The organism is Nissabacter sp. SGAir0207 (genome assembly GCF_005491205.1).
GTDB lineage: Bacteria > Pseudomonadota > Gammaproteobacteria > Enterobacterales > Enterobacteriaceae > Chimaeribacter.
On record NZ_CP028035.1, the window covers coordinates 410,311 to 426,252 of the forward strand.

18 protein-coding genes and 1 pseudogene are annotated in these 15,942 nt (G+C 60.4%); 11 read left to right on the forward strand and 8 right to left on the reverse strand.

Features of this window, described 5'->3' with window-relative positions:
- Nucleotides 1-53 precede the first annotated feature (53 nt).
- Together rlmB and C1N62_RS01875 are read left to right on the forward strand one after the other, a co-directional pair.
- On the forward strand, nt 54-794 hold the full coding sequence (gene rlmB, locus C1N62_RS01870) for a 23S rRNA (guanosine(2251)-2'-O)-methyltransferase RlmB (protein ID WP_137762026.1): 741 nt from the start codon (nt 54-56) through the stop codon (nt 792-794).
- Nucleotides 795-905: 111 nt separating this feature from the next.
- The gene (locus C1N62_RS01875) at nt 906-2,534 is read left to right on the forward strand and encodes an isovaleryl-CoA dehydrogenase (RefSeq protein WP_137762027.1); all 1,629 of its coding nucleotides are present in this window, start codon (nt 906-908) and stop codon (nt 2,532-2,534) included.
- Between the two features lie 38 nt (nt 2,535-2,572).
- Here C1N62_RS01875 and C1N62_RS01880 read toward each other — a convergent pair whose 3' ends face one another.
- The 3 genes from C1N62_RS01880 to C1N62_RS01890 form a co-directional block, all read right to left on the reverse strand.
- Nucleotides 2,573-2,848 carry a DUF1471 domain-containing protein gene (locus C1N62_RS01880; RefSeq protein ID WP_137762028.1) on the reverse strand — a complete coding sequence of 92 codons (276 nt, stop codon included), beginning with the start codon at nt 2,846-2,848 and terminating at the stop codon, nt 2,573-2,575.
- 39 nt (nt 2,849-2,887) lie between these two features.
- Nucleotides 2,888-3,196 (reverse strand): biofilm peroxide resistance protein BsmA, encoded by a 309-nt coding sequence (bsmA, locus tag C1N62_RS01885; RefSeq protein WP_137762029.1) that lies wholly within the window; start codon nt 3,194-3,196, stop codon nt 2,888-2,890.
- Between the two features lie 65 nt (nt 3,197-3,261).
- Nucleotides 3,262-5,184 carry a methyl-accepting chemotaxis protein gene (locus C1N62_RS01890; protein ID WP_137764875.1) on the reverse strand — a complete coding sequence of 641 codons (1,923 nt, stop codon included), beginning with the start codon at nt 5,182-5,184 and terminating at the stop codon, nt 3,262-3,264.
- Nucleotides 5,185-5,292: 108 nt separating this feature from the next.
- Between C1N62_RS01890 and C1N62_RS23110 the strand changes: the two genes are divergently transcribed.
- From C1N62_RS23110 to rplI, 5 genes are all read left to right on the forward strand, one after another.
- Nucleotides 5,293-5,691, forward strand: coding sequence for a hypothetical protein (locus C1N62_RS23110; protein ID WP_168195781.1), 399 nt, complete (start codon nt 5,293-5,295; stop codon nt 5,689-5,691).
- A gap of 113 nt (nt 5,692-5,804) precedes the next feature.
- Entirely contained in the window at nt 5,805-6,200 is a 396-nt protein-coding gene (gene rpsF / locus C1N62_RS01895; protein WP_137762030.1) for a 30S ribosomal protein S6, read from the forward strand.
- A 5-nt stretch (nt 6,201-6,205) separates the two neighbouring features.
- The gene (priB, locus tag C1N62_RS01900; RefSeq protein WP_168195793.1) at nt 6,206-6,523 is read left to right on the forward strand and encodes a primosomal replication protein N; all 318 of its coding nucleotides are present in this window, start codon (nt 6,206-6,208) and stop codon (nt 6,521-6,523) included.
- 4 nt (nt 6,524-6,527) lie between these two features.
- Complete coding sequence (gene rpsR / locus C1N62_RS01905) at nt 6,528-6,755, forward strand: 30S ribosomal protein S18 (protein WP_005974788.1); 228 nt, start codon at nt 6,528-6,530, stop codon at nt 6,753-6,755.
- 41 nt (nt 6,756-6,796) lie between these two features.
- Entirely contained in the window at nt 6,797-7,246 is a 450-nt protein-coding gene (gene rplI, locus C1N62_RS01910) for a 50S ribosomal protein L9 (protein WP_137762032.1), read from the forward strand.
- An 86-nt stretch (nt 7,247-7,332) separates the two neighbouring features.
- Here the strand turns inward: rplI and C1N62_RS01915 are convergent, their stop codons facing one another.
- Nucleotides 7,333-7,965: a LysM-like peptidoglycan-binding domain-containing protein gene (locus tag C1N62_RS01915; RefSeq protein ID WP_370465582.1), complete on the reverse strand. Its 633-nt coding sequence runs from the start codon at nt 7,963-7,965 to the stop codon at nt 7,333-7,335.
- A gap of 406 nt (nt 7,966-8,371) precedes the next feature.
- On the opposite strand from C1N62_RS01915, the gene C1N62_RS01920 reads away from it, so the two are divergent.
- Entirely contained in the window at nt 8,372-8,992 is a 621-nt protein-coding gene (locus C1N62_RS01920) for a peptidylprolyl isomerase (protein ID WP_137762034.1), read from the forward strand.
- A gap of 73 nt (nt 8,993-9,065) precedes the next feature.
- On the opposite strand, the gene C1N62_RS01925 is transcribed toward C1N62_RS01920, so the two are convergent.
- The gene (locus C1N62_RS01925; protein WP_137762035.1) at nt 9,066-11,015 is read right to left on the reverse strand and encodes a bifunctional 2',3'-cyclic-nucleotide 2'-phosphodiesterase/3'-nucleotidase; all 1,950 of its coding nucleotides are present in this window, start codon (nt 11,013-11,015) and stop codon (nt 9,066-9,068) included.
- 225 nt (nt 11,016-11,240) lie between these two features.
- Between C1N62_RS01925 and cysQ the strand changes: the two genes are divergently transcribed.
- On the forward strand, nt 11,241-11,981 hold the full coding sequence (gene cysQ / locus C1N62_RS01930) for a 3'(2'),5'-bisphosphate nucleotidase CysQ (protein WP_137764876.1): 741 nt from the start codon (nt 11,241-11,243) through the stop codon (nt 11,979-11,981).
- Here the strand turns inward: cysQ and C1N62_RS01935 are convergent.
- A complete protein-coding gene (locus C1N62_RS01935; RefSeq protein WP_137762036.1) occupies nt 11,975-12,538 on the reverse strand; it encodes a YtfJ family protein in 564 nt (187 codons plus the stop codon). The genes cysQ and C1N62_RS01935 overlap by 7 nt on opposite strands.
- 335 nt (nt 12,539-12,873) lie before the next feature.
- Here C1N62_RS01935 and C1N62_RS01940 point away from each other — a divergent pair, with 335 nt between their 5' ends.
- Nucleotides 12,874-13,077 carry a DUF1107 domain-containing protein gene (locus tag C1N62_RS01940; RefSeq protein WP_137762037.1) on the forward strand — a complete coding sequence of 68 codons (204 nt, stop codon included), beginning with the start codon at nt 12,874-12,876 and terminating at the stop codon, nt 13,075-13,077.
- Nucleotides 13,078-13,160: 83 nt separating this feature from the next.
- Here the strand turns inward: C1N62_RS01940 and C1N62_RS01945 are convergent, their stop codons facing one another.
- Complete coding sequence (locus C1N62_RS01945; RefSeq protein ID WP_137762038.1) at nt 13,161-14,504, reverse strand: hemolysin family protein; 1,344 nt, start codon at nt 14,502-14,504, stop codon at nt 13,161-13,163.
- 186 nt (nt 14,505-14,690) lie between these two features.
- Entirely contained in the window at nt 14,691-15,335 is a 645-nt protein-coding gene (gene msrA / locus C1N62_RS01950) for a peptide-methionine (S)-S-oxide reductase MsrA (protein ID WP_137764877.1), read from the reverse strand.
- Between the two features lie 219 nt (nt 15,336-15,554).
- Here msrA and C1N62_RS23540 point away from each other — a divergent pair.
- Nucleotides 15,555-15,879 (forward strand): annotated as a pseudogene (locus tag C1N62_RS23540) (POTRA domain-containing protein); the annotation flags it as partial.
- Between the last annotated feature and the right edge of the window lie 63 nt (nt 15,880-15,942).

The following is a 15,942-nucleotide window of genomic DNA, read 5'->3' on the forward strand; positions in this document are numbered from 1 at the left end:
CAACCCGATAGCGCACGGGCCGCAAGGCCCGTCTGAACCCGTTAAAGAGCATCATGAGCGAAATTATTTACGGCATCCATGCCGTCAAGGCCCTGCTGGAGCGCGATCCGCAGCGCTTCCTGGAAGTGTTTATCCTGAAGGGCCGTGAAGACCGTCGCCTGCAACCCCTGATTCAGGAGCTGGAAGCCACCGGCATCGTGATCCAGGTCGCCAGCCGCCAGTGGCTGGATGAGAAGGTGGAAGGTGCGGTGCATCAGGGGATCGTCGCGCGCGTGCGTGAGGGCCGCCAGTACCAGGAGAATGACCTGCCAGCGCTGCTGGAGAGCGTCTCCAGCCCGCTGCTGCTGGTGCTGGACGGCGTGACCGACCCGCACAACCTCGGCGCTTGCCTGCGTACCGCCGACGCCGCTGGCGTCCATGCGGTGATCGTGCCGCGCGACCGCTCCGCCGCCCTCAACGCCACGGCGAAGAAAGTGGCCAGCGGCGCGGCCGAGACGGTGCCGCTGATCCGCGTCACCAACCTGGCACGCACCCTGCGCCTGTTGCAGGAGCACAACGTCTGGATCGTTGGCACCGCGGGCGAGGCTGACCACAGCGTCTACCAGAGCAAACTGACCGGCCCGATGGCGCTGGTGATGGGTGCCGAAGGTGAAGGGATGCGTCGCCTGACCCGTGAGCATTGTGACGAGCTGATCAGCATCCCGATGGCTGGCTCCGTCTCGTCGCTGAACGTCTCCGTGGCGACCGGCGTCTGCCTGTTTGAGGTCGTGCGCCAACGCAGCCAGAAAGCCTGATCCTGCCGCCGGGGCATCTGTCCCGGCGTTTTCCTCTTTGTGATCGCCCCGGCGGCGTCACCCGCCAAAAACGCCATACTTACTCCCTCATCATCTGTGTGAGGAGACGTCATGAGCTGGCAAACGCATACGGTATTCAATCAGCCCAAACCCCTGGCCAACAGCAACCTGTTTCTCTCTGACACGCCGCTGCGCGAGGCGGTGGCACGCTTTCAGGCCGGTTGGGACGCCGACCTGCTGGCTTCAGTGGGGCAACAGCTGGGCAGCGCCGAATCACTGGAGCTGGGCCGGCTGGCCAATGCCAACCCGCCGGAGCTGCTGCGCTACGACGCCTGTGGGCAGCGGATCGACGAGGTGCGTTTCCATCCCGCCTGGCATTTGCTGATGCAGGGACTGATCGCCAACCGCGTGCACAACCTGCCGTGGCAGGAGGAGGCGCGCATCGGCTCCTTTGTGGCGCGCGCCGCCCGCTTCATCCTGCATGGGCAGGTGGAGGCCGGCTCGCTCTGCCCGGTGACCATGACCTTCGGTGCCATCCCACTGTTGCAGCGCGCGCTGCCTGCCCCCTTTGCTGACTGGCTACCGGCGCTGCTCTCGGATCGCTATGACACCCACAGCCAGCCGGGCCACCAGAAGCGCGGCCTGCTGATTGGCATGGGGATGACGGAAAAGCAGGGCGGCTCTGACGTGCTGAGCAACACCACCAAGGCGCGCCCCTGCGCCGCGCGGGGGCCGGGTGAGTGCTACCAGCTGGTGGGCCACAAGTGGTTCTTCTCGGTGCCGCAGAGCGATGCCCATCTGGTGCTGGCGCAGGCGGAGGGCGGCCTCTCCTGCTTCTTCCTGCCGCGCCTGCTGCCGGATGGCACGCGCAACGCCATCCGGCTGGAGCGGCTGAAGGAGAAACTCGGCAACCACGCCAACGCCAGCAGCGAGGTAGAGTTCCAGGACGCCCTTGGCTGGCTGGTGGGCGAGGAGGGCGAGGGGGTGCGGCAGATCCTGACGATGGGCGGCCACACCCGCTTCGACTGCGCGCTCGGTAGCCACGCCCTGATGCGGCGGGCGCTCTCGGTGGCCCTCTACCACGCGCTGCAACGGCAGACCTTCGGCAAACGGCTGGCGGAGCAGCCGCTGATGCGGCAGGTGCTGGCGCGGCTGGCGTTGCGGCTGGAGGGGCAGACGGCACTGCTGTTCCGGCTGGCGCAGGCGTGGGAGCAGCGCCAGCTGCCGCAGCCGCAGATCTACGCCCGCCTGCTGACGCCCGCCGCCAAATATGCCATCTGCCACCACGGCAGTGCTTTCGCCGCCGAGGCGATGGAGGTGCTGGGTGGCATCGGCTACTGCGAAGAGAGCGAAATGCCGCGCCTGTTCCGCGAGATGCCGGTCAATAGCATCTGGGAGGGGTCTGGCAACATCATGTGCCTTGATGTGCTGCGCACGCTGCAAAAAGTGCCGGGGGCGGTAGAGATGCTGCATCAGGAGCTGCATGAGGTGCGCGGCCAGAACCGGCTGTTTGACCGGAGCTGGCGGCAACTGGCCCCGCAGTTGGCGCGGCCCGTCGAGGCGCGTGGCCGTGCCATTACCCAGCAGCTGTTCATGCTGTGCAGCGGCGCGGAGCTGCTGCGTCATGGCTCGCCGCCGCTGGCGGAGGCGTGGTGCCGGATGGCATTCGACCACCGAGGCGATCACCTGTTGCCGGAGGGTCTCTGCACCGACCTGCTCAACCGGGCAACCGGCGCATAAAAAAGGGCGCCCAAAGGCGCCCGGTGTGCATCATGCTGTCAGCGGTAGAGGGTGGCGCTGGCGCGCCAGCTGCTTTTGCTCTGGCTCTCCTGCAGGGAGGTGATACGGTAGTAGCTGGCGTGCTGGGCGTCGGCCTTGGCGGCAATCAACTGCTCTACACGCTGCGGGCTACCGGGGATCCCCTGCACATGCACGCTGCCAGCGGGCTGGAGACGTGCGGCCTGGCTGGCGCTGACGGCGTCAGCCGCCATTGCCGCCGTGCTTGAGAGGCCAGCCAGCAGAACCCACGGAAGAAGAACGTTCACTCTGTTCATTGTCACACCTCATGGTAAGTTGCCTGTTCTCCCGGCGCCCTAGCGATAGAGAATCGCCTGCGAGTACCACATGCCGGGCACCACCGTCTCATCGTTCATCAGCACCACATAGTAACGGGCGCCACTGGCGTCCGCCTTCTGCTGCAGCGCGCGGGCGGCATCCATCGGGCTACCCCGCTCCTGCACGGAGATGGTTCCCATCTTTTGCAGCGAACCGGCCTGGGCACGGGTAATCTCCTGCGCCTTGGCACTCGGCGGCGGCGGTGGCTCTGGGGTCGTGTGCAGGGCACCGCAGCCACTCAACAGCACAGCCAGCATCAGGCTGGTCAAAATACGGGAAAGGTTCATGGCGACTTCTCCTGATAAAGACACTATGAGTGTAGTGCGTATTTTGACCGGTACGCGGATTATCCTCAGTCGAGACGGAACATGCTGACCAGCTTCTTCAGGTGCTGACCCTTCTGGTTCAGCGCGCTGGCGGTCTCTTCCGAATTGCCCACCAGCGCGGCGTTCTCCTGCGTCGCCTGACCAATCTGCACAATGGCAATGTTGACCTGGCCGATGCCAGCGGACTGCTCGTGGGAGGCGATGTCGATGTCGCTGACGATGGTACGCACCTGCTGGATGCGCGACAGGATGTCATTCATCGCCTCGTGGGTCTGGGCGGAGATGCGGTTGCCCTGTTCCACCTTCTCGAGGGATTCGGCGATCAGCGCCTCAATCTCTTTCACCGACTTGGCGCTGCGCTGTGCCAGCGCGCGCACTTCGGCGGCCACCACCGCAAAGCCCTTGCCATGCTCACCGGCACGGGCCGCTTCCACCGCCGCGTTCAGCGCCAGGATATTGGTCTGGAAGGCGATGGACTCAATCACCGTGGTGATGTCCGCGATGCGCTGGGAGGCGTGCTTGATGTCGCCCATGGTCGAGACGGCTGCCGTCACGGCCTCGCCGCCGTTCTGCGCGGCGGACTCGGTCTGGCGTACCAGCTTCATCGCCTCAGAGACGTTCTCGGCATTCTGCTGCACCGTGGCGGTGAGCTGCTCCATGCTGGCGGAGGTCTCCTCCAGGCTACTGGCCTGACGGGAGATCTGGCCGGTGATGTTCTCGCTGTCAGCCGCCAGCGAGGCGGTGCTCTGGTTGATCTCCACCGCCGCCTCACGCACCTGCGCGACAATGCGCGCCAGCCCACGGCCAATGCCAGCCATCGCCGTCATCATGCGGCCCACCTCATCCTGACGCTGGGTGGAGAGGGTGGCGCTCAGGTTGCCGGCGGCATACTCCTCCGCCACTTTCACCACCTCTTCCAGCGGACGGCTCAGCCAGTTGCGGGTGATGGTCATGAACAGGGCGGCGAACAGCAGCACCAGCACCACGCCAATGCCGAGGAACAGGTTCCGGCTGTGGGTCACGCCCGCCAGAATCTCCCGCTCATCGGCGGTGCCTGCCACTACCCAGCCCCAGGCAGGCAGGGCATGGTAGACCAGCACCTGATCGCCGCTGCCAGCCGGCAGGTCATCATCCTGATAGGTGAGGGTGCCACGCGGCTGCGCCAGCACCTGCGTCAGGGTGTCGCCAGACCACGCCGGGGCGCGCCCCTCGGCGGTCGGGTGGAACAGGTACTGGCCACGGCTGCTGCTCTGGCTGGCGTCCAGCACGAAGAAGTGACCACTCTCGCCAATGCGTTTGCCCAAGATGGTGTCACGCATCTGGTTGAATTGCGGCGTAATGTTCACGCCAACAAAGATGATGCCGATGATCTTGCCGCTCTCATCCTTGATCGGCTGGTATTGGGTGATGAACTGCTTGCCGAACAGTGTCGCCAGCCCCTTGAAGGTCTCGCCAGCCATCACCGCACGGTAGGCACCACTCTGGCGGTCAAGGCGGGTGCCCATCGCGCGTGAGCCATCCTCTTTCTTCAGCGAGGTGGTGATACGCAGGAAGTCATCCCCCTCGCGCATAAACAGGGTGGAGATGGCGCCGGTGCGGCTCAGGAAATCTTCGGGAATGGCGGTGTTGTCATTGAGCACGATATCGCCGCTCTTCATCACCGTCTTGCCCTCCTGGCTTTGCAGGCTGAAGCGGGTCGGGATAAAGCTGGCAAAGAGCTGGGTATAGCTGCTGACCTCACTGGTGAGGCTGGCGTCATACATGGTGATCATGTCTTCCACGCCCGTGACCTGATTCTCCATGTCACTCAGGGTCAGATCTTTAAGCTGGTTGCCGGCGGTGCGGGTCAGCGACAGGGTAAAGAGCAAAAAGATTACTGCAAAAGTCACCGAAGCCAGTACCGAGAGCTTGACGCCAAGGCCCCAGCGGCGGAATGAGAGTGCCGTCATCATCGTTATCCCATATAGGTAGAGTTGGAGAAGGCAATAACGGCGGCGCACGGAAAAGGTTTAGGGCAAAAATGTAATAACTTATTTGCCATATTATTGATTTAGATCATGGAAATGTCATATATGGCGGGAATTTGTGCAAGGGAGGGGCAGGGGGCGATCTCCGCCCATAAAAAAACCCCCATGAAGGGGGTCAAGCAGCGTCTGGTATCGGTCTTATTGTATCGGTTTCCCTGGTACTGCATTTTTCTGGTGAGCAACGACGGCTTGCCGGCAGTGGCAACCCGGCAAACCGCCGTGCTTTCACGATGTCATTCTAAACAAGGCTGTTCATCTATAAACCGGCAATTATTGAATGAGCCATTCAAGAAATCTGAACGAAATTTCCGCATTTCACTCTGTTTTTTCACGGCTAACTCTGTTAATGCGGTTTACCTTTCCTGGGCTTCAGGCGCGCCTGCGCCGCGGCGGCTGTTTAATCCCTATTCACTCCTTGTGTTTCCCTGACAGTGCCCCTATAATTGCGCGTCATTTTTCAGCCGCACACAAACACGTTCCTTGCCTCCATGGGCCGCGGTTGACCCTGACAGGAGGCTGAATAATCCGTAAGGAGCAATTCGATGCGTCATTACGAAATCGTTTTTATGGTCCATCCTGACCAAAGCGAACAGGTTCCGGGCATGATCGAGCGTTACACCGGTGCTATCACCGCTGCGCAGGGTCAGATCCACCGTCTGGAAGACTGGGGCCGCCGTCAACTGGCTTACCCGATCAACAAACTGCACAAAGCTCACTACGTTCTGCTGAACGTTGAAGCGCCGCAGGAAGTGATCGACGAGCTGGAAACTAACTTCCGCTTCAACGACGCCGTTATCCGTAGCATGGTAATGCGTACTAAGCACGCGGTTACCGAAGCATCCCCGATGGTTAAAGCGAAAGACGAGCGTCGTGAGCGTCGTGAAGATTTCGCCAACGAAACCTCTGATGATGCTGATGCTGGGGATTCTGAAGAGTAATTGCGGTGATGGCCAATCGCCTGGTGTTAACCGGCACAGTGTGCAAAACACCCGCGCGAAAAGTCAGTCCTTCCGGAATACCGCACTGCCAGTTTGTGCTTGAGCACCGCTCGCAGCAGCAGGAAGCCGGATTTAGCAGGTTGGCATGGTGCAGAATGCCCGTGGTCGCCAGCGGACACACACTACAAGCATTAACTCACAGATTAACGGTCGGTACGCAGATTACCGTGTCAGGTTTCATTAGTTGCCATCAAGGGCGCAATGGACTGAACAAAGTGGTACTGCATGCCGAGCAGATTGAATTGATAGATTCTGGAGACTAGCCAAATGGCACGTTATTTCCGTCGTCGCAAGTTCTGCCGTTTCACCGCGGAAGGCGTTGTAGAGATTGACTACAAAGACATCGCTACGCTGAAAAACTACATCACCGAAAGCGGCAAGATCGTTCCGAGCCGTATCACCGGTACTCGTGCAAAATACCAGCGTCAGCTGGCACGTGCTATCAAGCGCGCTCGCTACCTGTCTCTGCTGCCGTACACTGATCGTCATCAGTAATCGGCCACGGTCCATTAATACGACTTTGAGAGGATAAGGTAATGCAAGTTATTCTGCTTGATAAAGTAGCAAACCTGGGTAGCCTGGGCGACCAGGTCAACGTTAAAGCGGGCTACGCTCGTAACTTCCTGGTACCGCAGGGCAAAGCTGTCCCGGCTACCAAGAAAAACGTTGAGTTCTTCGAAGCACGCCGTGCAGATCTGGAAGCCAAACTGGCTGACGTTCTGGCTGCTGCTGAAGCGCGCGCCGCTAAGATCAACGAGCTGGGCACCGTTACCATCGCGTCTAAAGCAGGCGACGAAGGTAAACTGTTCGGTTCTATCGGCACCCGTGACATCGCTGACGCAGTAACTGCGGCCGGTGTTGAAGTTGCCAAAAGCGAAGTTCGCCTGCCGAACGGCGTCCTGCGTACTCTGGGTGAGCACGAAGTGCACTTCCAGGTACACAGCGATGTGTTCGCACAACTGAACATCGTTGTAGAAGCAGAGTAAGTTTTACTCCACTTCTTGCGAAACGCCGGCCTTGTGCCGGCGTTTTGCGTTTTGGCGGCCGCCACAGCTGCTGAACGGAGGCGCGGTCAACCCGCGCGTCGGTAACTGCCATCCGGCTGGCGCACAAAGCGCACCTGACCGTTATTGCCTTCCACTTCCAACGCCGTCACCACCCCTTGGGCATTGCGCTGAATCCGTACCTGCTGGCCCGCCTGCAAATTGCTGAGTGGCTTGTCCTGCCCCTCAACCTGCGCCATCGCAAACACGTCATTTACCATCAGGTTATGGTCGCGGAACAGCTGCGCCAGCGTCTGGCCAGCGCGGATGCGGTAGGTCTGCCAACTGCCATCACGCGCTTCCACATCGCCGCTGCCCTGCTGCAACTCCGCCTGCAACAGGATGTCACGGCTGCGGGTTTGTTCCGGCGTCGGGTAGCGCGGCTCGCTGTTGGGCCACAGCAGCGCCAGCAGTACCACCAGTGCGGCAATCAGGATGCCCCGGCGGTGCGGCAGCGGCAGCGGCTCCATCCAGCGGCACTGGGCTGGCCACTGCCAGGCGGCCTCCGCCCACGCGCGCACGCGCGGTGGGGTGGCACGGCGCACGGCACGGCGGCGCGGGCGATCGGTGGCCGACCCGCTCGTAGAGTCATGCGGCGCGGCCGTGGCCTCGGCGGGTAGGTGGGGTGCATCCTGCGACGCCGCCGGTGTGGAACCGCTCATCGGCTCCGAGTCCTCGGTCACGCGCCGGCTGTGTTGACGGCGCGGCCATGTTGACCGAAGCGTCGACCACCAGTGGTGCAGCGGCGAAGGAACCTGGGCGGCTTTCTTTCTCCTGGGCGCGATTCTGCCCATGACAACCTCTCTTGCAACGCGGTCTGCCAGAAGGCAGAAGTAATACGGCGCCGTGGTCAGCAACGCTGCCATGACACATTGAGTATAGTCTGATAACTGCTTGAAGCAGAAAGAGACAGCGGGGCGACTTGCGCGGGGGCAGATCGGGGTTTTCCCGGCGCGCCATTGTTTCTGTTTCGTTACCAAAAGTCACCCATCCTGACGCAAGATTTTACCCCAATCCCTTGCGCTGCTATGCTCTGCCTTCGACTTTTTATCGATTTAAGGAAAACGCATGACAACCCCTTCTTATGACAGCGTAGAAGCGCAGGCGAGCTACGCCATCGGCCTGCAAGTGGGACAGCAGCTGCAAGAGTCTGGCCTGGAAGGCCTGCAACCTGACGCCCTGGCCGCTGGCCTGCGTGACGCGCTCGAAGGGATCGCGCCGGCGGTGCCGGTGGACGTGCTGCACCGTGCACTGCGTGAGATGCATGAGCGTGCGGAGTCCGTGCGCCGTGAGCGCCAGCAGGCGATGGCCGTGGAAGGCCAGCAGTTCCTCGAGCAGAACGCGGAGCGTGAAGGCGTGAGCCGTACCGAGTCCGGCCTGCAATTCTCCGTCATCACCCAGGGCGAAGGCCCGATCCCAAGCCGTCAGGACCGCGTGCGCGTGCACTACACTGGCCGCCTGATCAACGGTGACGTCTTTGACAGCTCCGTGGAGCGCGGTGAGCCGGCAGAGTTCCCGGTGAGCGGCGTGATCCCAGGCTGGATCGAAGCGCTGACGCTGATGCCGGTGGGCTCCAAGTGGCAGCTCTACATCCCGCACAACCTGGCCTACGGTGAGCGTGGCGCAGGCGCGTCGATTCCTCCTTACAGCGCGCTGATCTTTGACGTCGAGCTGCTGGAAATCCTGTAAGCTTCATTTTCCCGTTTCATGTGTGTAAGCAAAAGGCAGCGCCGTTACCGGCACTGCCTTTTTTATTGGCGGGTTATTTCGCCTGAAGATCGAGGCGGTAGAGGGCAAACCCGATGTCGTCACTGCCCTGACGGCTCATCGGGTACTGCGCCTTCTGTTTAATGAAGGCCGTCGCTTTGTCGCTGGGTGAAGTCTCGAAGGTGATGTTCAGCGGCTGTGGGCTGGTGATGGGCGCCAGCCGCCAGTTGTTGTCCGCTGATGGGGTAACCTCGCCATGCGCCTGGCTCTCGGCGGTGATGTAGTTGGCCAGCACGCTGCGGTTCTCATCCGGCGAGGCGAAGGCGATGTGGCTGTCGCCGGTGCCAGCGAACTTGCCGCCATAGGCGCGATAGTTGTTGGTCGCCACCAGGAAGGTTGCCGCCGGATCGATGGGCTTGCCCTGCCAGGTGAGCTGGCGGATGCGCTCGGCGTTGGGGTGGATCATCTGGCACTCACCGTCATAGCGCGCCGGTTGGGTGACATCAATCTGGTACTGCACGCCATCGATCACGTCGAAGTTATAGGTGCGGAAGCCCTCCCAGTTGATCAACGGCTGCGGCTGGCTGCTCTGCGGATCGATGCGGTTGAACAGCCCGGCCGAGCACTCGAGCCACTCCTTCACCTCTTTGCCGGTCACTTTCAGCACCACCAGCGTATTGGGGTAGAGGTAGAGATCGGCGGCGTTGCGGTAGGTTAGCTCGCCCTTTTCCACCTCGACATAGCCAGCCGGATCGTTCTTGCGGCCACCGGCCTTAAAGGGCGCGGCGGCGGAGAGCACCGGCAGGTTCGCCAGGTCTGGATCGCCCTGAATAAAGTGCCGGGTGTAGGCGGTCTGGGCATTGTTGACGATCTGCACCGTCGGGTCATCCTGTACCAGCGACAGGAAGCTGACCATGCTGTCACTGGCCTTGCCGATTGGCTGGCTGACAAACTCACGCGTCGCCTTGTGTGCCTCCGCCACCCGGCCGACCAGCTCATGGTCTTCGGCGGCCAGCGAGGCTTTGGCAGCGGTGTCATAGATGGGCCGCGCCTCGGCGCGCGCCTGCACTACCTGCCAGTTGCCGCCATCATTATTCAGTTGCAGATCGACAATGCCGAGGTGATCGCCCCACTGGCCGGGCATCACCGCTGGCGTGCCATTGAGCGTGCCCTGTTTGACATCCGCGCCCTTGATATCGGCAAAGTCACTGCTGGGGAAGACGGCGTGGGCATGGCCAAACATGATGGCGTCGATGCCCGGCACCTGGCTGAGGTAGTAGACAGAGTTCTCCGCCATCGCCCGGTACGGCTCCGCTGACAGCCCGGAGTGCGGGATGGCCACCACCACTTGCGCGCCCGCTTTGCGCATCTCCGGCACCCACTTCTTCGCCGTCTCGGTGATGTCCGCCACCTGCACCTTGCCCGCCAGATTGGCCTTGTCCCACACCATGATTTGCGGTGGTACAAAGCCGATGTAACCGATGCGCAGCGTATGGGTGTTGCCGTCACGATCCTTGACCTGCTTCTCCTCAATCAGGTAGGGCTTGAGCAGCGGCTGGCCGGTGGCGGCGTCCAGTAGGTTAGCGTTGATGTAGGGGAAGGCCGCACCTGCCAGCGCCCGTTTCAGGAAATCCAGCCCGTAGTTGAATTCGTGGTTGCCAACGTTGCCGACCGAGTAACCCAGCGGGTTCATCGCCAGATAGACCGGGTGCACCTCGCCCTGACGCCATCTCTTCTTCGCCATGTAGTCGCCAAGCGGGCTGCCTTGGATCAGGTCGCCGTTATCCACCAGCACGCTGTTGGTGGCCTGCTGGCGCGCCTGTTTAATCAGGCTGGCGGTACGCGCCAGACCGAACTTTTCGGTGGGCGCATCCTTGTAGTAGTCGAAATCCATCATGTTGCCGTGCAGATCGCTGGTTTCCATGATGCGCAGGTCAACCGTGGCTGCCTGAGCGCCAGCGCAGGCGGCCAGCAGGCACAGGGCGAGGGTAGGGTTCCTCATCATTGCTCTCCATGATTAATGAACGAATATCGCAAAACAGGGTGCAAATGCACCATAGCGCACAAAATAAACGTGAAGTATGGGGCAATTCAGCGCGGGAAACTGCGTAAGCGGTCACGCCGGGCGCGGGCAGGGGCCGAAAGGGGAGGATTCAGACAGTGGGACGGTAGATCTTCACGGCAAAAAAAACTAGGCTGCTTAATAAGATTCTGAATGCAGAGGTGCATGATGTTAGAAAATATTTGCCAGCTGGCGCGGGACGCGGGCGCGGCGATTTTGGAGGTCTATGAGGGCCGCCAGCCGATGGATGTAGAGGTGAAAACCGACGACTCGCCGGTGACAGCCGCGGATCTGGCGGCGCACCGTGTGATCAAGCGTGGGCTGGAGGCGCTGACGCCAGAGATCCCGCTCCTGTCGGAAGAGGATCCGCCCGCTTGGGAGGTGCGCCGCAATTGGACGCGTTACTGGCTGGTCGATCCGCTGGATGGCACCAAGGAGTTCATCAAGCGCAATGGTGATTTCACCGTGAACATCGCGCTGGTGGAGGATGGCAAGCCGGTGCTCGGCGTGGTCTACGTGCCGGTGACCGGGGTGATGTACTCCGCCGCCGACGGCAAGGCGTGGAAAGAGGAGAACGGCCAGCGCGTGCAGATCGCGGTGCGTGACGCCCGCCCGCCGCTGGTGGTGGTGAGCCGCTCCCACGGCAGCCAGGAGTTGCAGGACTATCTGGCGCAGCTCGGCGAACACCAGACCGTGGCGGTCGGCTCTTCGCTGAAGTTCTGTCTGGTGGCCGAGGGCAAAGCGCAGCTCTACCCGCGCTTCGGGCCGACCTCCATCTGGGACACCGCCGCTGGCCATGCGGTCGCCGCCGCTGCGGGCGCGCAGGTGCATGACTGGCAGGGCCAGCCACTGCTCTACACGCCGCGTGAATCCTTCCTCAACCCCGGCTTCCGCGTCTCCCTCTACTGATCGGAGTCCAGCAACTGGTGCAGCAGGTTCATGACCTGCTGCGTCGCCGCCATACTCAGCGCCCCCTCCTGCGCAAAGCGCACCTTGCCGTGGCGATCCAGCACCACGATGGCCGAGCTCTGCTCCTGCAACTCCCACGCCTTAAGTACCACCCCCTGCCTGTCCACGATCACTTGTGACCAAGGATATTTTTTCTTGCCCTCACGGATGCTGAGGCGCACAAAAGCCTTGGTGCCGAACATCGTGTCACTGACGTTGACGATTGTCGTCGTTTGGTAACGTTCGGTCGGTAGATTAGCGGCCTTGATGGCGTCAATCAGGGGTTCATTCAGCTCTCTGGCGGCGGTTCGCCCAGCTATGTGCTGGATAACCCGCACTTTTCCAGGGAGTTGGCTACTGCTCCAGCGCTGGTAGTTGAAAACATCTTTTTCCAACAGCAGCTCGCCCAGATCACTGACGTAGACCGCCGGAACGGGTTGCTGAATTGTAAAATTGTGGGCGGAGGCGAAAAATGACGAAGCCGTTAGCACTATAGTTAGCAGACTATGCTTGAACATGCTTTCTCCTTGGTATGAGCCGCGCCTTTAAGAGCGCTCCGATAGTGGAAAGCAGGATCATAAGCTGTAATCAGAGGTCTGTCCTGTCAGGAAACGTGATTGATATCATTTTCCCAACAGATAGCTGGCACCAGACCCAGCACGACAATAAATGGATTCTGATTACGCTCATTTAAGTGTCAGATTCGGTAAAAGCCCCGGAAACGGACTGGCAAATTTAGAATTTACGACTACTTTTAAAGTCTATTACATTGCGTTCATTTGAGTAGCTGCCCCTAGTCTGGTTAATTATCTGGCAGGAACGCGATGAACTCATAGGAAGGAGAGAGTAAGAAATGAGAATTTTTCAGCGTTATAATCCACTTAAAGTGGCTAAATATGTAAAAACGCTGTTTCGCGGCCGTCTGTACATCAAAGACGTTGGCGCATTCGAATTTGATAACGGCAAAATTTTATTGCCGAAGATTCGTGATAAACGCCACTTCAGTGTGATGTCTGAAGTGAACCGCCAGGTGCTGAGCCTCCAGGCGGAGATGTAACCCCCGCTCATTGCATGAGCCAGACATGACAACGGCCCCAGATGGGGCCGTTGTTGTATGTGGCACGGGAGGTGGCGAGGGCCTTACAGGCTCTTCTCGCGCGCCAGCTCCTCTGGGGTTTTCGGCAGCAGCGGCGTGGCGGGTTTGTCGCTCAGCTTGGTGACCAGTAGCTGGTCAATCTTGTAGCTGTCGATATCCACCACCTCGAACTTATAGCCAGAGAACTTCACGAAATCGGTGCGTTTCGGGATCTTGCGCAGCATGAACATCATGAAGCCGCCGATGGTTTCGTAGTTGCCAGACTGCGGGAACTCCTCGATGTGCAGCACGCGCATCACATCCTCAATCGGCGTACCGCCCTCAATCAGCCAGGAGTTCTCATCACGCGCGACGATCTGCTCCTCAAACCCCTGGCCGACCAGATCACCCATCAGGGTGGTCATCACGTCATTCAGGGTGATGATCCCGACCACCAGCGCATACTCGTTCAGGATCACCGCAAAGTCCTCGCCGGCGGTCTTGAAGCTCTCCAGCGCCTCTGACAGCGTCAGGGTATCCGGCACGATCAGCGCTGAGCGGATCTGCACGCCGCTGCTCAGCTTCAGGCTCTGGTTACCCAGCACGCGGTTCAGCAGATCCTTGGAGTCCACATAGCCCACCACCTGATCGATGTTGCCGTCGCACACCAAAAACTTGGAGTGCGGATGGGTAGCGATCTTCTGCTTGATGCTCTCCTCGCTCTCACGCAGATCGAAGTAGATCACGCTCTCACGCGAGGTCATGGAGGAGGGCACGGTACGTGACTCCAGCTCGAACACGTTCTCAATCAGTTCGTGCTCCTGCTTGCGCAGCACCCCGGCCAGCGCGCCAGCCTCCACCACCGCATAGATGTCATCGGGGGTGATGTCGTCATTGCGCACCATCGGCAGCTTGAACAGGCGGAAAATGCAGTTGGCCAGCCCGTTGAACAGCCAGACCAGCGGCCGGAACAGGGCGAGGCAGAAACGCATCGGGTTGATGATCCGGACGGCAACCGCCTCTGGTGCAATCATACCGATGCGCTTCGGGGTGAGGTCAGCGAACAGGATGAACATGCTGGTAACCAGCACAAAGGAGCAGATGAAGCTGATTTGGGCGGCCAGCTCAGGTGTCATGAAGCGGCCAAAGAAGACTTCAAATGCCGGGGAGAAGGCGGCGTCGCCGACGATACCACCGAGGATGGCGACGGCGTTCAGGCCAATCTGCACCACGGTAAAGAACATGCCCGGCGTCTCCTGGAGTTTCAGCACGCGGGCGGCGTTGACGTTTCCTTCGTCAGCCAGCAGTTTCAGTTTAATTTTACGTGAGGCGGCCAACGAGATCTCCGACAGGGAGAAGAAGGCGCTCACGGCGATCAATAGAATTATCAGTAAGATACTGTTTAACATAGTTTATCCGCTTAGTTCCGGTTCCCGACCGGCGCGTATGAGGCAGGGGGTAACGCTGAGTGAAAAAATCCAAAATAACAGATAGAAATGCTGCAAACAGGGTACATTTGCAGCACGCTTAGTATAGCAGTAGCGCCGAGAGCGCCGCCAGCGAAGAAAAAACGGCCGCTGGCGGTCGCGTGACGGTTACTGCGCCAGCTGTGGTGGCAGGCAGACGCCGATGCCACCGATGCCGCAGTATCCTTCTGGGTTCTTGTAGAGGTACTGCTGGTGCTCATCTTCCGCATAGTAGAACGGCAGCGCTGGCGTCACCTCGGTGGTGATGTGGCGGGTGTCGTTCGCCTCCTGCATGGCGCGCTGGAAGGCGGCCAGGCTCTGCTCGGCGGCGGCCTGTTGCGCTGGCGTCAGCGGGTAGATCGCGGAGCGGTACTGGGTGCCGATGTCGCCGCCCTGACGCATACCCTGCGCCGGGTCATGGTTCTCCCAGAACACCTGCAACAGCTGCGCATAGCTGATGACCGCCGGGTCGAACACCACGCGCACCACCTCCGCATGGCCGGTCTGGCCGGTGCACACTTCCTGATAGGTCGGGTTCGGCGTATAGCCACCGCTGTAACCGGCGGCAGTGCTATGGACGCCCTCCAACTGCCAGAACAGGCGCTCCACGCCCCAGAAGCATCCCATTGCAAAAATCGCCTCTTCCATGCCGTCGGGGATGTGGGTCATGGCGTGGCCCGTTACCGCATGGGTGGCCGCCACGGGCATCGGCGTGTTACGGCCTGGCAGGGCATCAGCGGAGGTAACAGGTTGAGTTTTGTCGAAATTTTGCACCACAATGGACTCCAGTCAATTACGGGTTAAAGTGCGTTAGTTGTATCTGATTGCGTCTTTGCACACAATACGTCCTTGTGTATTGATGAATTTGCTTACACTAATCAAAATTTCGAGGTTAAACGGCTACTGGTCGAAAGGATTTCGCCCATACTGAGGCTGTTTTCATGGCCAGAATGATTCGCTTTTACAGGACAGTAAAATTTTCCAGGAGTACGTGTGCGACCAAACCGGACCCTTTGTTTTTTATGTGTACTGCTGGCTTCCCCTCTCGCGCATGCCGCCAAATTGCGCTTGCAGCTTGAGGGCTTGACCGGGGAATTAGAGAGAAACGTGCGGGTGCGGCTTTCAGCGATCGGCAGTGATGAGGTCACAGCCGACGGGCGTTTCCGTGCCAGCGTAGACAAGGCGGTGCGCCAGGGGCTGCGGCCCTTTGGCTACTACGATCCCACCATTGATTTCCAGTACCGCGACACCCCACCGCCGGGGCGGCCGGTGTTGATCGCCCGTGTCACCGCCGGGCAGCCGGTCTTTTTGGCCGGAACCAACGTGGTGATTGAGGGCGACGGGCGCAATGATGAAGAGTTCCAGACGCTAAAGCGCGACA

Coding starts and splice junctions, on each gene's coding strand:
- rplI (WP_137762032.1), top strand. CDS start 6,797: ATGCAAGTTATTCTGCTTGATAAAGTAGCAAACCTGGGTAGCCTGGGC.
- C1N62_RS01925 (WP_137762035.1), bottom strand. CDS start 11,015: ATGATGAGGAACCCTACCCTCGCCCTGTGCCTGCTGGCCGCCTGCGCT.
- rpsR (WP_005974788.1), top strand. CDS start 6,528: ATGGCACGTTATTTCCGTCGTCGCAAGTTCTGCCGTTTCACCGCGGAA.
- C1N62_RS01940 (WP_137762037.1), top strand. CDS start 12,874: ATGAGAATTTTTCAGCGTTATAATCCACTTAAAGTGGCTAAATATGTA.
- C1N62_RS01920 (WP_137762034.1), top strand. CDS start 8,372: ATGACAACCCCTTCTTATGACAGCGTAGAAGCGCAGGCGAGCTACGCC.
- C1N62_RS01890 (WP_137764875.1), bottom strand. CDS start 5,184: ATGACGGCACTCTCATTCCGCCGCTGGGGCCTTGGCGTCAAGCTCTCG.
- C1N62_RS01880 (WP_137762028.1), bottom strand. CDS start 2,848: ATGAACAGAGTGAACGTTCTTCTTCCGTGGGTTCTGCTGGCTGGCCTC.
- bsmA (WP_137762029.1), bottom strand. CDS start 3,196: ATGAACCTTTCCCGTATTTTGACCAGCCTGATGCTGGCTGTGCTGTTG.
- C1N62_RS01945 (WP_137762038.1), bottom strand. CDS start 14,504: ATGTTAAACAGTATCTTACTGATAATTCTATTGATCGCCGTGAGCGCC.
- C1N62_RS01915 (WP_370465582.1), bottom strand. CDS start 7,965: ATGAGCGGTTCCACACCGGCGGCGTCGCAGGATGCACCCCACCTACCC.
- C1N62_RS01875 (WP_137762027.1), top strand. CDS start 906: ATGAGCTGGCAAACGCATACGGTATTCAATCAGCCCAAACCCCTGGCC.
- C1N62_RS01935 (WP_137762036.1), bottom strand. CDS start 12,538: ATGTTCAAGCATAGTCTGCTAACTATAGTGCTAACGGCTTCGTCATTT.
- rlmB (WP_137762026.1), top strand. CDS start 54: ATGAGCGAAATTATTTACGGCATCCATGCCGTCAAGGCCCTGCTGGAG.
- cysQ (WP_137764876.1), top strand. CDS start 11,241: ATGTTAGAAAATATTTGCCAGCTGGCGCGGGACGCGGGCGCGGCGATT.
- rpsF (WP_137762030.1), top strand. CDS start 5,805: ATGCGTCATTACGAAATCGTTTTTATGGTCCATCCTGACCAAAGCGAA.
- C1N62_RS23110 (WP_168195781.1), top strand. CDS start 5,293: ATGGAAATGTCATATATGGCGGGAATTTGTGCAAGGGAGGGGCAGGGG.